General features: G+C 56.6%; 15 protein-coding genes. 8 read left to right on the forward strand and 7 right to left on the reverse strand.

The genetic code is table 11. From position 1 onward, the window contains the following. Positions 1 to 14: 14 nt before the first annotated feature. The 6 genes from DK510_RS04245 to DK510_RS04270 form a co-directional block, all read right to left on the reverse strand. Complete coding sequence (locus tag DK510_RS04245; protein ID WP_109311035.1) at positions 15 to 947, reverse strand: hypothetical protein; 933 nt, start codon at positions 945 to 947, stop codon at positions 15 to 17. 6 nt (positions 948 to 953) lie between these two features. After that, a complete protein-coding gene (locus tag DK510_RS04250; protein ID WP_109311036.1) occupies positions 954 to 2,267 on the reverse strand; it encodes a TRAP transporter large permease in 1,314 nt (437 codons plus the stop codon). Between the two features lie 4 nt (positions 2,268 to 2,271). Next, positions 2,272 to 2,805 (reverse strand): TRAP transporter small permease, encoded by a 534-nt coding sequence (locus DK510_RS04255; protein WP_109311037.1) that lies wholly within the window; start codon positions 2,803 to 2,805, stop codon positions 2,272 to 2,274. Between the two features lie 68 nt (positions 2,806 to 2,873). After that, positions 2,874 to 3,851 (reverse strand): TRAP transporter substrate-binding protein, encoded by a 978-nt coding sequence (locus DK510_RS04260; RefSeq protein ID WP_109311038.1) that lies wholly within the window; start codon positions 3,849 to 3,851, stop codon positions 2,874 to 2,876. Positions 3,852 to 3,903: 52 nt separating this feature from the next. Beyond that, entirely contained in the window at positions 3,904 to 5,154 is a 1,251-nt protein-coding gene (locus DK510_RS04265) for an FAD-binding oxidoreductase (RefSeq protein ID WP_109311039.1), read from the reverse strand. Beyond that, positions 5,151 to 6,284 (reverse strand): enolase C-terminal domain-like protein, encoded by a 1,134-nt coding sequence (locus tag DK510_RS04270; RefSeq protein WP_109311040.1) that lies wholly within the window; start codon positions 6,282 to 6,284, stop codon positions 5,151 to 5,153. The genes DK510_RS04265 and DK510_RS04270 overlap by 4 nt, the downstream gene beginning before the upstream one ends. Positions 6,285 to 6,383: 99 nt before the next feature. Between DK510_RS04270 and DK510_RS04275 the strand changes: the two genes are divergently transcribed. Next, positions 6,384 to 7,304 carry a LysR family transcriptional regulator gene (locus tag DK510_RS04275; protein WP_109311041.1) on the forward strand — a complete coding sequence of 307 codons (921 nt, stop codon included), beginning with the start codon at positions 6,384 to 6,386 and terminating at the stop codon, positions 7,302 to 7,304. Here DK510_RS04275 and DK510_RS04280 read toward each other — a convergent pair. Next, the gene (locus DK510_RS04280) at positions 7,265 to 8,959 is read right to left on the reverse strand and encodes a thiamine pyrophosphate-binding protein (protein WP_109311042.1); all 1,695 of its coding nucleotides are present in this window, start codon (positions 8,957 to 8,959) and stop codon (positions 7,265 to 7,267) included. The genes DK510_RS04275 and DK510_RS04280 overlap by 40 nt on opposite strands. A gap of 108 nt (positions 8,960 to 9,067) precedes the next feature. Between DK510_RS04280 and DK510_RS04285 the strand changes: the two genes are divergently transcribed. The 7 genes from DK510_RS04285 (at position 9,068) to DK510_RS04315 (ending at position 14,918) form a co-directional block, all read left to right on the forward strand. Then, on the forward strand, positions 9,068 to 9,772 hold the full coding sequence (locus DK510_RS04285) for a GntR family transcriptional regulator (protein ID WP_109311043.1): 705 nt from the start codon (positions 9,068 to 9,070) through the stop codon (positions 9,770 to 9,772). Beyond that, positions 9,769 to 10,488 carry an aspartate/glutamate racemase family protein gene (locus DK510_RS04290; RefSeq protein ID WP_109311044.1) on the forward strand — a complete coding sequence of 240 codons (720 nt, stop codon included), beginning with the start codon at positions 9,769 to 9,771 and terminating at the stop codon, positions 10,486 to 10,488. The genes DK510_RS04285 and DK510_RS04290 overlap by 4 nt, the downstream gene beginning before the upstream one ends. A 117-nt stretch (positions 10,489 to 10,605) precedes the next feature. After that, positions 10,606 to 11,304: a 7-cyano-7-deazaguanine synthase QueC gene (queC, locus tag DK510_RS04295; protein WP_109311045.1), complete on the forward strand. Its 699-nt coding sequence runs from the start codon at positions 10,606 to 10,608 to the stop codon at positions 11,302 to 11,304. Then, positions 11,304 to 11,657 carry a 6-carboxytetrahydropterin synthase QueD gene (gene queD, locus DK510_RS04300; RefSeq protein WP_109311046.1) on the forward strand — a complete coding sequence of 118 codons (354 nt, stop codon included), beginning with the start codon at positions 11,304 to 11,306 and terminating at the stop codon, positions 11,655 to 11,657. Before queC ends, queD begins: the two co-directional genes overlap by 1 nt. Further along, the gene (queE, locus tag DK510_RS04305; RefSeq protein ID WP_109311047.1) at positions 11,654 to 12,355 is read left to right on the forward strand and encodes a 7-carboxy-7-deazaguanine synthase QueE; all 702 of its coding nucleotides are present in this window, start codon (positions 11,654 to 11,656) and stop codon (positions 12,353 to 12,355) included. Before queD ends, queE begins: the two co-directional genes overlap by 4 nt. A 16-nt stretch (positions 12,356 to 12,371) precedes the next feature. Next, the gene (gene queF / locus DK510_RS04310) at positions 12,372 to 12,836 is read left to right on the forward strand and encodes a preQ(1) synthase (RefSeq protein ID WP_108859684.1); all 465 of its coding nucleotides are present in this window, start codon (positions 12,372 to 12,374) and stop codon (positions 12,834 to 12,836) included. 225 nt (positions 12,837 to 13,061) lie between these two features. Further along, positions 13,062 to 14,918: an SLC13 family permease gene (locus DK510_RS04315; protein WP_109311193.1), complete on the forward strand. Its 1,857-nt coding sequence runs from the start codon at positions 13,062 to 13,064 to the stop codon at positions 14,916 to 14,918. Positions 14,919 to 15,307: the final 389 nt, after the last annotated feature.

The following is a 15,307-nucleotide window of genomic DNA, read 5'->3' on the forward strand; positions in this document are numbered from 1 at the left end:
TTGCCGCGCCCGCTTTACCCCAAGTTGCCCGACGCTTGGTAAAAACGGCGCATTACAATGGGGGTCAGGTACATCGGGATCTGATAGGCCCCGATGAACACCAAAAGTGGCGCTGTCACCTCGGGCGGTAACGCAATTAGGAAAATCGCGACATTCCGGTTTCCGGCGACAATGGACAACGCAGTGCCTATGTCTGCATCCACTCGGTTGCGTGTCAGAAAGAACATCACCAGTTGCGCGCCGAAATTGGCCAGACATGCGAAACCTACCCAGAAAATCGCAAGACCGGGGTCAACAAGCGCGGTTGCGGTCACGGACGGCATCAAGCCGATCACAAATACAGCGAGCGTGATCGTTGCCAACCCTTCCAGATTTTTTAGCGTAGTTTGTGACGGGTTTCTCAGAAACGCGAGGCGCAACAACACGGCTGCAACAGTCGCCCCCGCAATTGTCAAAAACAGGCGCAAGACGGCGATCAGAACGGATTGAAAGTCGCCCAGCTCGGGCATCAGAACGAATATGGGAAACACGGTTAACGGCAATACGGCGGTCCCGATCACCATCAGGCGCATGGCGTGTTCTGCCGGATGTCCCATCATCAGGCACATATTCGCACTGCCCGAGATGGACGGAGCCGCGGCCATGATCAGAAGCGACAGAAAGACCGGCGTGCCGGTCCACCCACCAATCATGCCAATAGTCACAACTAAAAGCGGCAAAGCCAACTGGAACGCGATCACTCTACTTGCCACCTGGCGCAAATCGACCAATGACCCCAACAACAAAGCAGGCTCAATTCTAAGGACCGTCAGAAACAGCAGCAGTGCGACAAGCGGCGGTAAGACTGCCCGCATCGGCTCGGCCAGCGCGGGCAGCAGCAATCCGGCGGCCAGCCCTGCGACCAGAACATAAGGACCGTTACGCGCCGCCAGATGAAGTGGGTTCAAAGCCCCCTACCCGCCCGGGCTTTGCCTAAGGTTTTCCGGCAGCCATGTGGCCAGTTCCGGGAACCAGATCAGGACGAAGACCATCACCACCATGATCAGAAACATCGGAATTGCCGCGCGGGCGATATAGCTCATCTCATGGTTCGTCATGCCTTGCATCACAAACAGGTTGAAGCCTATCGGCGGCGTGATCTGCGCCATTTCAACTACAACCACGATAAAGATACCGAACCAGATGAGGTCGATACCTGCATCCCGGATCATCGGTTCCACCACGGCCATGGTCAAAACGACCGAGGAAATGCCGTCAAGAAAACAGCCCAGAATGATGTAGAAGACCAGCAGAACCATCAAAAGCTCAAACCGCGTCAACTCCCACCCTGCGATCAGATCAGCCAGGCCCCGCGGCAGACCCGTAAATCCCATGGACAAAGACAGGAACGCGGCCCCTGCCAGGATCAGAGCGATCATCGCACTGGTCCGGGTGGCCCCCATCAGGCTTTCAGTAAACGTCTTCCAGGTCAGGGACCTCTGCCCTGCGGCCAGCAACAGACCACCGATCACGCCGAAGGCAGCGGCTTCGGTCGCCGTGGCATAGCCCAGATACATTGACCCGATCACCACCATGATTAGCAGGATTACCGGCAACAAGAAGCGTGAGTTCTTGAGCTTTTCAGAAAAGCTCAGTTTGCACTCACTGTTTGGGTTCCAGTCTTTCCCGAATTTCGAATAAATCGCGACGTATCCCATGAACATCGTCGCCAGCACCAATCCGGGCAGAATGCCTGCAAAGAACAGCTTGGTGATTGATTCATTGATGGTCACGCCATACACGATCAGCGTCAGCGATGGTGGGATCATCAGGCCCAGTGTTGCCGCGCCGGTCAGTGTTCCGATGATCATTCGTTCGGGGTAATTGCGCTTACGCAGTTCAGGGATCGACATCTTGCCAACCGTCGTCAGTGTCGCCGCCGACGATCCTGATACGGCGGCAAAGACTGTGCAGCCCACGATGTTAGTATGCACCAATCCACCGGGCAAAGGTGCCATCCACGGCGACAGACCTTTGAACATATCCTCGGATAATCGCGTTCGATACAGGATTTCGCCCATCCAGATGAACATCGGCAGTGCGGTCAGGGTCCAGGACGAGGACGCCGACCAGATGGTGGTGATCATCACGTCGCCGACGGGTCGTGTCGTGAACAGCTCCATCCCGACCCAGGCAACGCCCATAAGCGCCAGACCGACCCAGACGCCGGTGCCCAACAGGGTGAAAAGAACAAAAAGAAAAAGGATGATGACAGACAGATTTTCCATGCGCTTATTCCCCGTGGCTCTGATCGGCCAGATCACGGACGATACGGTGATTGCCACGGAAGAAGACGTGGACAAGATGATCGGTCAGGGCGATTGCAAGAATGACCCCGCCGATCAGCATCGCAGACTGCGGAATCCACAGCGCAGTCTTGTCCTGCCCCTGACTGATATCGTTGAACTTCCAGCTCCAGTAGACAAAGCGATAGGCATACCAGCAAAAGTACCACATCACCGCGGCACCCACGGAAAAACACCATATTTCAAGGACGCGTCGAACCCGATCAGGAACCGCATTGAGTAGGATCGACACACGAATGTGGCTGCCTCGGTTCAGCGCATTGGCAAAGGCCAGAAATGACGCGGCGGCCATGGCATAGCCGGCGTAATCAGGGGCGCCGGGAAAAACTTCACCGGTCCAGCGGGCCAGCATTTGCACAACGATCAGCAGCAAAATGGCGATCAGGCTAAGCGCTGCCAGAACCCCCGCCGCCTGATAAATGAAATCCAATACGGACCTGAGCCCTCGTAGTGCCGCCATGCTGTCCCCACTATTAGTTATTCTACGGAAACGGGCGGCAGGTTGATCCGCCGCCCATCTCTGGCCAATTACTGAGACGAATTGAACGCATCGACGATGGCCTTGCCCTCGTCACCTGCGGCCTCAAGCCACTCATTGGTCATTGTCACACCGATCTCTTTCAACTCGTTGGTCATCTGCTCGGACGCCGGACCGACTGTCATGCCTCCATCACGCAGACCTTGCAGGGTAAAGCCGGTGTATTCCTTGGCGCGCCAATTGCCGGCATATTCGGCAAGCTCTGCACAGCCCTTGATGACGTTCTTGTTGGCATCAGAAACGCCAGCCCAGATGTCTGAGTTGACCATGACGTAGTTGCGCGGCAGCCACGCGTCCACTTCGTAGAAATAATTTAGACTTTCCCAGACTTTGCGGTCATATCCGGTCGACCCCGACGACACCATCGAGTCCGCGACACCAGTGGCAAAAGCCTGGCTGATTTCTGCAGCCTCGATTGTCACAGGCAACATGCCGGTCAGTTCCGCCAAACGCGACGTGGCATTGTTATAGGACCGGAATTTGATGCCTTCCATGTCGGCGACAGAGTTCACCTCGTCTTTAAAGTACAGCCCTTGCGGCGGCCACGGCACGGCATAAAGCAACGTCAAATTCTGTTCAGCCAGCAGATTTTCAATCGAGGGTCTTGCAGCCTCCCATAGCTTGGCGCTGTCATCGAACGACGTTGCCAGAAACGGGATCGAGTCGAACCCGAAAAGTGCGTTTTCGTTCTGGTGACCGGACAGCAGACGCTCACCAATTGGGGCTTGCCCGGTTTGAATGGCACGCTTGATGTCGGCACCTTTGAATAGTGACCCGGACGGATGCGTGACGATTTCAACCTCGCCACCGGTGCCTGTGGTCACGCATTTGGCAAATTCCGCACCCGTGGCCGAATGGAAGTTAGATGCCGAATATGCCATTGGCATATCCCATTTCTCGGCCATCGCCGGTGCGGTTGCTGCGGCTGTCAAAGCGGTTGCCGCCAGAAGGCTTGTCAATTTCTTCATCTTTTTCTCCCTGTTTAATTTTGTGTTGCCGGCTTGTGTTACCGGACATTTCTTAAGTCGCGTAGCGAGACGGCGCATAGACGCTCATGTCTGCGTTTGGGGTCCTGCCCGCGATCATCTGCGCCAGCAGACGTCCTGTTTTCGGCCCGCCCGTGAGGCCGATATGATGGTGGCCAAACCCCATAAACGCTCCGTCAATTCCCGGCACCTCGCCAATGATCGGGATCGAGTCTGCCGGCGCGGGCCTGTGCCCCATCCATTCTACTTCGTCCTTCCATGTCACTCCCGGAAAGGCCGCCCGGGCATTCTTGCGCATCAGTTCGAACGGTGCCCTCGAAGGCGGCGCATCCAGCCCGCCGAATTCGACAATCCCAGCCAGCCGGATGCGGCCGTCCATCGGCGTGGCAACAAACTTGCCCGAAGCAACCATAACCGGACTTTTCGGCATCGCGGAAGGTTCCACCAATTCAAGATGATAACCACGTTCTGTCTCCAGTGGAACAGAAACGCCCAATTTGCTGGCCAAAGGCCCCGACCAGACGCCCGCAGTCACAATTGCAGTGTCACACGGGATGGTCTCACCAGCCACTCGAACGCCTGAGACTTTACCGTTCTCGTGTACGACATCCTCAACAGCAGCACGGATGACCCTGCCGCCGTTGGCCTCGACATGTGCGGCGAGGTCTTTCACGTACCGCCCGGGATCGGTAATGTGTCCGTGATCGGAAAGTTTGGCAGCAAACCCGATATCTTTGTTGTAGATCGGGTCGTGGGCGTGGAACGCGGCACCCTCTAGTTCTTCCCACTTGAACCCGTGCTTGCGCCGAACACCCCAACCAAAGGCATCGCCTTCGAAATGCTGGCGGTTTTCGTACAGGAACAGGTAGTCGGATGGCACAATCCATTTCTCGGCCGCCGTACCCTGAGCCAGCGCCTGATGATCGTTTAGGCTGTCTCCGACAATGGGGGTTAGCGCGGCCGCGATACGTTCGACGTCACCTGCGTTTGCGTGTTTCAGATAGCGCGTCAACCACGGCAAGAGCTTGGGTACATAGCCCCATTTCATGAACAGAGGTTGCGACGGGTCAAACAGCATCCTGGGCGCTTTCTTAAGCAGCCCCGGCACCGTGACCGGAATGATCGAGCAAGAGGCCAGCACACCACCATTGCCATGCGAGGTGCCCTCTCCGGGGCCGGCCTTGTCAATCAGGATGACGTTATGTCCGTCACGTTGCAGCCAGACGGCGGTCGAGACACCAACGATACCAGCACCGATAATGGCAATTGTCTTTTTCTCGCTCATGCCGCCACCGCTTTGGAAACAGCATAGTGGTTCAGCTTTGCCTCGTCCGGGTTTCCTCCAAGACCCGGTGAGTCGGGGACGACAACCTGGCCCTGTTTCACCTTGAAAGGCTCCTCAAGAATGTCTTCTGCCAAAAAATAAGAGGCCTGATAGAACTCGCAGCCCAGCGTAATTTCCGGTGTGGCGGCGATCATGTGAGTGCCTGCCAGATGTGCCAGGCCAGCCTCAAACATATCTCCGCCATAAGAACTCAGGCCGTGTGCTGCAGCCATGCGAGCGACTGTTTGCCCGCGCACCAGACCTCCGGATTTCATGATTTTAATCGACACACCGTCGCAGATACCCTCACGCGCAGCCCGTTCCATATCCTCGGGGCCAAAAACGCTTTCATCGGCCAGTAGCGGCACATCCGTCATTTGCCGTAGCTTCGCCATCATGCCGTAGTGATGTGCGCGTACCGGTTGTTCGATGAAATCGGGATTGAATGATGCCACGTCCCGTACCTGCGCCGGTGCGTCCTCGATCGACAGACCTTGATTGTAATCAACGCGCACCGAGAACTGTGGGTAATGCTTCGCCAAAAACTCAAGCCGCATGATATCGAAAGCATGATCCTTGAACCCAGTCTTCAACTTCACGATCCGCACACCGTCGTCCTGCAAACGGGCCAGAAGATCTATATCCTGCGCAAAATCGGGGTTGGCGATAGAGCAACTGAGCGGGATCGCGTCGCGGCATTTCCCTCCCAACAAGGCCCAGATAGGAACGGCGCTGATCCGGCCCGTCAAATCAAGCAAAGCCGCTTCCAGCGCCGCTTTAGCCTCGGTGCAATGCGCAACCGCATATGCGACCTGCACCATGATGGCGGCTCTGTCAGCAACCCTCGCCCCCATCACCAACGGACGCAGATACCTGTTCAATGCGGCGTAAGTTGCTTCGGGCGTTCCGGTGAATACGGACCAGGGTGAGGCTTCGCCATATCCGTGGCTACCATCCTCGGACGTCAGGCGTAGGACAACGACCTCGCACACACCTTCGACAGATCCAATACCGTGGTCCCGGCGAGATGTGACAGGCAGTTCAAGATGCCACAGGTCGTAACCTATGATTTGTTGTGTCAGATCGACCATTCGTCCTCCCCAGCGGTAGGTGGAAGCCTGCCTTGACCGGCATATCATTTCAAATACTATGTTTTCGTGAGTCCATCATAAGAAATGATAAGGTAAGCTATGTCTCTGCGCTTTCGTCAGTTGCAGGCGTTCCACGCTATCATGGAAACGGGTACCGTGACTGGGGCCGCGTCGGTTCTGGGAATCTCGCAACCGGGCATCAGCAATCTGTTGGCCCAGCTGGAACGCGAGGCCCGGCTGCCCTTGTTCGAACGCAACAAAGGACGTCTTTTGCCGACGCCAGAGGCCGAGCTTTTGTATCGAGAGGTCGATACCGTGGTCCGCGGGCTGGATCATGTCGCGCAGGCCGTATCGGATCTTCAGAACAAGCACCCCGGGCAATTGCAAGTCGCAGCGCCGCATTTATTGTCGTTCGGTTTCATGCCGCGAGAGATTGCCCGTTTTGCCAAATCACGCCCCAATCTATCCGTCAGCTTCCAGTCCCAGTATTCTTCGAAAATACAGGAGTGGGTAACCTCGGGCTTGTTCGAGATCGGCATCGTCGAGATGCCAATACTCCATGACACGCTGAACTTTCAGGTCTTCCAATTTGAAACGATGGCCACGTTCCCCGAGGGTAGCCATTTGGCGACCCATGACGTTCTGACACCAGAGCTGTTGGAGAATGAGCCGTTCATCGTCATGGGCCCCGAGCACCAAACCCATCGCAGAACCCGCGACATTTTTCAGACTGCAGAGCGCGCCTGGCAGACGCGAATTCACACGCATTTGTCGGAAAACCTGCTGAGCTTTGTCAAACAGGGCATGGGCGTGGCGATGATTGATCCGTTCACAGTGACCTTCGATGAAGAGGGCGGATATCAAACCCGCCCTTTCACACCAGCCGTTACGCTGGATCTTGCGATAATCACCGCAAAAGGACGCCCTTTATCAATGATTGCGCAGGAGTTTCTGGCCCAACTGACCCCGTCAATCGCGTCTTATGCCACCCATTCCGACACCGGTGCTGCAGCTTCGTGAAGCTGTTGTGAGTGGATGTCGACCAGCGTCGGGCCATCATGCTCAACGGCCTGCTTCAAAACTCTGCGCAGATCATCCGGGTCTTTCACTGTCCAGGATTTGACCCCAAATGCCGCCGCAACAGCGGCGTGATCGGTCCGATTGAAATCGACGTTGTAGTAACGCTGCCCAAAGCCTGCATCCTGACCCGCTTTGATCCAACCAAAGACCGAGTTCGAGAATACGATCGAGGTAATCGGCATTTTGTGCCGCACCATCGTTTCAAACTCACCGCAAGTGAAGCCAAACGATCCATCCCCCATAACGGACAATGTCTTGACCGATGGTCGACCTACATGGGCGCCCATCGCCGCACCAAGCGAATAACCCAACGCTCCATGCGCCCGATTGGTGATAAAATGCCGCCCCGGTTTGCGCCAGCGGTAATGGGCGCTGAAGTAAGGGCACGGGGTGCCCGGATCAGCGACAACAATCGCATCATCGTCCAGGATGTCTGCAAGAGCCGCCATTACGGCTTCGGGCCGGATCGGGGTGTCGCGACTGGCCGCAAGCGGTGCGAACGCTTGCAACTTGGCCTCCCAGGCCGCACGGGCTTGGGCCGCTCCACCAAAACTTGGCAGATCGTGCCGCGTCTCAAGCGACCCCGCCAAAGCCTCTAACGCCAAACGGGCATCGGCACAAATGGCGACTTCGGTCTGATAATTTGCGCCGATCACCATCGGGTCGCTGTCTATATGGATGATGGTGGCATCCCGCCCGGGGCTGCGCCAGCGTTCGGTCGTGACCGACCCCGCGCGGCATCCGACAAATATGACCACATCGGCCTGATCCACAATGGCGCGCGTGGCCGGAACACCACCGTTCGAGCCAACGACGCCCAAGGCCAGCGGATCCGTTTCGGCAATGGCACCCTGACCGGAAACTGTTGTGGCAACTGGGATATCCAACAGGGTGGCAACACGATGCAATGCCTCTTCGGCCCCGGACAGAACCGGCCCGCCGCCGCAAACGATGACTGCTGATTTGGCTTTGGCCAGGATATCCGCGGCCGCTTCAATGGCATCCAGATCCGGTCCAGCCCGTTCAGCGGGATAGCTGCGGTGGCGTGCATCTGCCCAAACCTCAGCTTCGTCCACCGGACCTTTCTGCGTATCAAAGGGCAGCGCCAGATGTGTGGCGCCCGGCGTTCCGGTCGTCATGGCCCGAAACGCAGCCCGCACCATCGCAGGTAAACGCGAGGCGTCGTCCAGAGACGCATTCCACTTTGCCAACGGCTTGAACAGCGCAGCCTGATCTAACTCAGTCAACGGGTATTTTCCGCGGCTGGTCGTCGCCACGTCAGAGGTGATCGCCAGAATGGGAACCGAGCTTTCGCTGGCCTCGATCACCCCCGGCAGTATGTAGGTCGCCCCGCCTCCGGACGGGCCTTCGCAGACGCCCGGCTTGCCGGTGACGCGAGCGTATCCATCCGCCATATAGGCCGCGTGACGCTCATCCCGGGTCAGAATGTGCTGAATACCATGATCCATCCGCGCCAATGCATCATAGAAAGGCAGCGTTGTATCACCACACAGGCCGAACATGTGTTTCACGCCGTGTGCTTCCAGCATGCGCACCATTGCTTCGGCTCCCGTCAGATAGTTCGTCCCTGTCATGGCTCGGTTCCCTTGATTCTGAACTGCACACAGAACTGTATACAGTTTTGTATATTGATTTCAAGAACGACCTGTGGCACGCCTTGGAAAACGAAAAAGGCAGTACTTATGGCGGGTCCACGCGTTGACGACATCTATGAACAGGTAAAGGCGATGGCCGTCTCATTTCGCCTGCGGCCGGGTGATCGATTGAATGAAGTGGCACTATCGAAAGAATTGGGTGTCAGCCGAACCCCCCTGCGCGAAGCTCTAAACCGATTGGTGGCGGAGCGCTTATTCGACTTTCGCCCCGGCCAGGGGTTTTTCTGCCGCCCGCTCGACGCGCAGAGCGTGTATGATTTGTTCGAATTGCGCCAAATCATCGAATCTGCTGCCGCGCGCAGTGCCTGCGACAAAGCGTCAGACGCAGACCTTCAATCACTTCGGGATGAGCTTTACGCGACCGGCATCGACATCACCGGCCTGACCGTCGAAGAAGCCGTCGGCAAGGACGAGGCCTTTCATCTGGGCATCGCCAAACTGTCTGGCAACAACGAGCTGGTGCAAACCCTGACCCGGATCAATGAACGCATCCGATATATCCGCTGGGTTTCCATGAGCTTGGATCGGGTTCAACGCTCGAAAGACGAACATAAACGGGTCATGCAGGCCTTGCTGGATCGCGACGCGGATGAGGCCGCGCGCGTACTGGGTGCCCATATTTCCAAGCGAATGGATCAGGTGCAGGACGCCGTGCGCCACGGGATATCCAGCATCTACATGGAAGGGTCCGAAGACATCTCGGCCCGCATTATCGAGGAGGCGCACGGATGATCGCCCAAGGTGGCAAATCCATTTACGGAGCGTCGGTGGGTATTCTGATGCTAGACGCCCAATTCCCACGCATCCCCGGTGATATGGGAAATGCGCTGACATGGCCTTTTCCGGTGCTCTATCGCATTGTGCGGGATGCCTCGCCGGACCTGGTCGTTCGGCACCGGGCTGAGGGCATGTTGGACGCATTCATCGATGCCACGCGTGAACTGGTCAAGGACGGCGCGGACGGCATTACCACCAATTGCGGGTTTCTGTCCCTGTTTCAGAAAGAGTTGTCCGAGGCTGTGCCGGTTCCGGTTGTGACCTCATCTTTAATGCAGGTGCAGATGGTAAATCGAGTTCTTCCCGCGGGAAAGCGCGCCGGAATTCTGACCATATCGGCATCCACACTGACCAACGATCACCTGCAAAGCGCTCAGGTTCCGGACGGTACACCCATCGGTACCACCGAAGGCGGGCGCGAATTCACACGTGCGATACTGGGGAACGAACTTAGCCTGGAGGTCGACAAGGCGCGTGCAGACAACGTCGATGCAGCGCTTGCGTTGCAGTCTCAAAACCCTGATCTCGGTGCAATTGTACTGGAATGCACGAATATGTGCCCTTACGCGGCAGATATTCAGCGCGCCACAGAATTGCCCGTCTTTTCCATCGTGACACTGGTCAGTTGGTTTCAGGCCGGGCTTTTGCCGCCGCGCTTCCCCGATCCTTAGGAGGCACAACGGCCGTTCGATTCCACCAATTCGTGCATTGCGCTTACCGGTAAAAGACCATAAGCGTCCCGCCCGCCGGTCGCAGCCTACCCGGTTATCAAAACAAGGACTGAAAACATGAAAACTACATTGGTCTGCTCCGGCGGACTGGATTCCGTGTCGCTTGCCCATGTGCTGGCCGCAGAAGGAAACCTGTCACGGCTTGTGTCTTTCGACTATGGCCAACGCCACACCAAGGAGCTGACCTTCGCTGCCCTCTGCGCAGAGCGGCTGAGCGTGCCTCATCATGTGATCGACCTGCGTTCTGTCGGCGCGTCGCTGACAGGCTCGGCCTTGACCGACGATGTCGACGTGCCTGACGGGCATTACGCGGAAGAAACGATGAAGGTCACGGTTGTCCCCAACCGCAATGCGATCATGCTGACCATCGCTTATGGCGTGGCAGCAGCGCAGGGTGACGACGCAGTCGCGACAGCTGTGCATGGCGGCGACCATTTCATCTATCCCGATTGCCGTCCGGCATTCACAGATGCGTTTGACACCATGCAGCGCGCCGCGCTGGACGGCTACGCGGATGTGGCGCTGCATGTGCCATTCGTGCACCGCAGCAAAGCCGATATTGTCCGCGAAGGCGCGCGCGTGGATACCCCGTTCGATCAGACGTGGTCCTGTTACAAGGGCGACGACGTGCATTGTGGCCGTTGCGGAACATGCGTTGAACGGCGCGAGGCGTTTGATCTGGCCGGTGTGCCGGACCCAACGCAATACGAAGACGCCGAATTCTGGAAGTCGGCCATCGCGGGGGCACAGGTCTGATGTACCGGATCACCAAAGAGTTCCACTTTTCCGCCTCGCACCAGCTGACCCACCTGCCCGAAAATCATCAGTGTGCCCGGATGCACGGTCACAACTATGTCGTCGTGGTCGAATTGGCCCAGCGTGAGTTGAACGCGGATGGGTTCGTGCGGGATTACCACGAGCTGAAACCGCTTAAGACCTATATCGACGATGAATTTGACCACCGGCATCTGAACAATGTGCTGAACGTCGTATCGACCGCAGAGAACCTTGCGCGGCATTTCTTTGACTGGTGCGCGGCCCGCTGGCCCGAAACCGCTGCGGTGAAAGTGTCCGAGACGCCCAAGACATGGGCCGAGTATCGCCCATGACCCTTAGAATATCAGAAATTTTCGGCCCCACAGTACAGGGCGAAGGAGCGCTGATCGGTCAGCCGACGGTATTTGTACGCTCGGGCGGGTGCGATTTCCGGTGCAGCTGGTGCGACAGCCTCCATGCGGTCGACAGCGCCTATCGCCACGATTGGGCAGCAATGGAAACGCAGGCCGTCTGGTCTGAGGTTCAGCGTTTGTCAGGCGGGCGGCCACTGACCGTGTCTCTGTCTGGCGGAAATCCCGCCATTCAGGATTTTGGCCCGCTGATCCGGCAGGGCAAAGCGGAAGGCTATGCCTTTGTATGCGAAACCCAAGGGTCAATCGCAAAGCCGTGGTTTTCCGACCTTGCTATGCTTGTTCTCAGCGCGAAACCCCCCAGCAGTGGCGAAGATATGGATTGGACGGCGTTTGACGCCTGCCTCAACGTGCGCCCCGCGCAAACTGTCCTCAAGATCGTGATCTTTGACGACACGGATTTTAACTGGGCACGCAGCGTAGCCGACCGGTATCCGGACCTTCCGCTGTATCTTCAACCCGGTAACCCGGAAGCCGACCCGGCCAGCCCTGTTGATTTGAACAATGCCACCAGCCGTATGGAATGGCTGATAGATAAGACTTTGAATGCCGGTTGGTTCGCGCCTCGCATTCTGCCCCAGCTACACGTGCTGATCTGGGGCAACAAACGCGGCGTCTGACCGCAGGAGAGACAAGATGACCGATAGTATCTACAGCAACCTCACCCAGTTGGGCGGAGACACCAAAATGCCGGCCAGCCCGGAAGAGGCGGTTCTGGAACGCGTGCAGAACCCGCAGGCTGATGTGGATTACAACGTGCGCTTTACCGCGCCCGAGTTCACCTCGCTTTGCCCAATGACGGGCCAACCGGATTTTGCCCATCTGGTGATAGATTACGTGCCCGATCAGTGGTTGGTGGAAAGCAAGGCACTCAAGCTGTTTCTGGGCTCGTTCCGCAATCATGGTGCCTTTCACGAAGATTGCACCATCTCGATTGCCCGCCGGCTGCAGGAGTTTCTGGAACCACGGTGGCTGCGTATCGGAGGGTACTGGTATCCGCGCGGGGGCATTCCGATCGACGTGTTCTGGCAAACTGGCCCAACGCCCGAAGGCGTCTGGATCCCGGATCAGGGTGTGCCGCCTTACCGTGGGCGTGGTTGACCACGATGATTTGAGAGGCGTGAAGGCCCCAGCCTGACAAGCAATCAAAGGGGCTCCACGCACCAGTTCGAAACGTGGCATTTTGGTAGTGGTGGTAATTTTGTTTCGCCCAGGCTTGCGGTTTTGAAACATCATGACAATCCAACATTGATGGGTTAGATGTTTCTTTAATGTAAGAACAAATTCCTGGTGACGATTGTGGAACAGGTGGCCTTCAATTTTGAGATGGGTGTCGTTTGCGCCCTTCTTGCCTTCACCGTTTTTCTCTTTGTATCCGAAATCGTCAGAATTGACCTTTCTGCCATCCTTGTTCTGGTCATTATTGGCCTTCTCAGTTACGCGCCCGGGCTCGAAAAGCTCGCTGACGTGCCGCACCTGTTTGATGGATTTGCATCCAATGCGGTGATTTCCATTATAGCGGTCATGATCGTTGGCGCGGGGCTCGACAAGACCGGCATTATGAACAAAGTCGCCGCTGTTATTCTCAAATATGGCGGAACGTCCGAGAAACGCGTGCTGCCGATTATTTCGGGCACCGTAGGGGTCATTTCCTCGTTCATGCAGAACGTTGGAGCCGCCGCGCTGTTTCTTCCGGTCGTCAGCCGAATATCTTCCCGATCAGGCATCCCATTGTCGCGCTTGCTGATGCCCATGGGGTTCTGCGCCATCCTTGGCGGCACAATGACGATGGTCGGATCTTCGCCTCTTATATTGCTGAACGATCTGATCCAGTCAGCCAACAATAGCCTGCCCGAAGGTCGAAAAATGGAACAGTTCGGTCTTTTTTCTGTGACGCCGATAGGGATTGTTCTGATCCTGACCGGCATCGCCTACTTTCTGCTGCTGGGTCGGTGGGTTTTACCGGGTGATGAGGGATCGGAAAACACCGGGACCGGACAGGGAACGCAGGAGTATCTACAACGTGTCTACGGCCTGAAAGCCGACGTTTTCGAAGTAATCGTTCCAGCCGAAAGCCCTTTGGTCGGGCAGATTTTGGCCGACATAAACCACGAAAACCACCTGTACATCATTTCGACATTCTATCGTGGTAAGACTTCGATGGTTCAGGTTTTGACAGCTGAAATTGCTTCGCCTTGCCGATTGGCGATCATAGGTCGGCGCTGGGTCGTAGAGGAGTTTGCTCAGAAATACGGGCTGACCGTGCTGCCGGCATTGGACATCTTTGTCGAAGAGTTCGCTCCAACCAATGCCGGTGTCGCCGAAGTCGTTGTGACACCGGACAGCAAGCTGATTGGAAAATGCCCTCGTGAGCTTCTGTTTCGCAAGACATATGGCATGTCGTTGCTTGCCATCCATCGCGGCGAGGAAACGCTCAGCCATGTTGAATCCGAAACGCACGAGTCCACTCAAATCGGGCTTGAGGAGTTTCACGCAGGCGACATGCTAGTAGCCCATACACGCTGGGACAACCTGATGCGAATCAAGCGCGATCCCGATTTTGTGGTCGTCACCACCGACTTCCCCCAAGACGAGTTGCGCCCGCAAAAGGTCGGTTGGGCGCTAGCGTTTTTCGCCGTTTCCTTGTCGATGATCTTGTTCACCGACATTCGGCTCTCGCTTTGTCTGTTGACTGGGGCCGCGGGAATGATGTTGGCACGTGTGTTGAGTGTCGATGAAGCCTACCGTGCGGTTGGATGGAATACTGTTTTTTTGCTCGCATGCCTTATTCCATTGGGTCAGGCGGTGCAGAATACCGGCACGGCCGCGTGGATTGCACAACAGATCATGGTCATTCTGGACGGCTGGCCGATCTGGTCCCTTCAGGCCGGCGTAGCGATTTTGGCCACGGCGTTTTCATTGGTGATGTCCAACGTCGGGGCCACCGTTCTGCTTGTTCCATTGGCCGTTTCCATTGCGGTGGCAGCTGGCGGAAATCCGGCCCTATTTGCTCTGACGGTTGCCATATCAACATCGAACAGCTTCATAATACCGACCCATCAGGTAAACGCCCTGATCATGGGTCCTGCAGGGTATAAAGTTATGGACTTTGTACGCTCAGGGGGGGTCATGACGATCCTGTTTCTTGTTGTTTCACTCCTGACGCTCAATTTGCTGTACTGATCGCCCATCGTCATTTCCGCAACAACAGTCATCCCAGCTTGAAGTGGGCGTTCCCACGGGCCCGTACCAACCTTGGTTTCGGCCAGTTGAAACGAGGTCCTGAAATAGGTTTCACCAGTTTGTTCATCTGTCAGAGGTACAGGATAGATGGATTGCGGGCGTCCTTCGACCTTACTTTTAACTCAACGAACACGTTGGCTAGGTCAATTGCACAGAACACCGAGGCAGAGGCGATGGAAATTATCGAAAACTCGGCCGGGGTAAAAACATTCAGAGCCGCAATTTCAACGCCCAAACAACCGAAGTTGGGGGAAATACCCATGTAAGCGGCCCGACCTCTCGTCCGGAACTGCCAAGCGTACCCAATCTGGATGCAACCCCGGCAGTAC

It is taken from the genome of Ruegeria sp. AU67 (assembly GCF_900312795.1).
Taxonomy (GTDB): Bacteria; Pseudomonadota; Alphaproteobacteria; order Rhodobacterales; family Rhodobacteraceae; genus Ruegeria; species Ruegeria atlantica.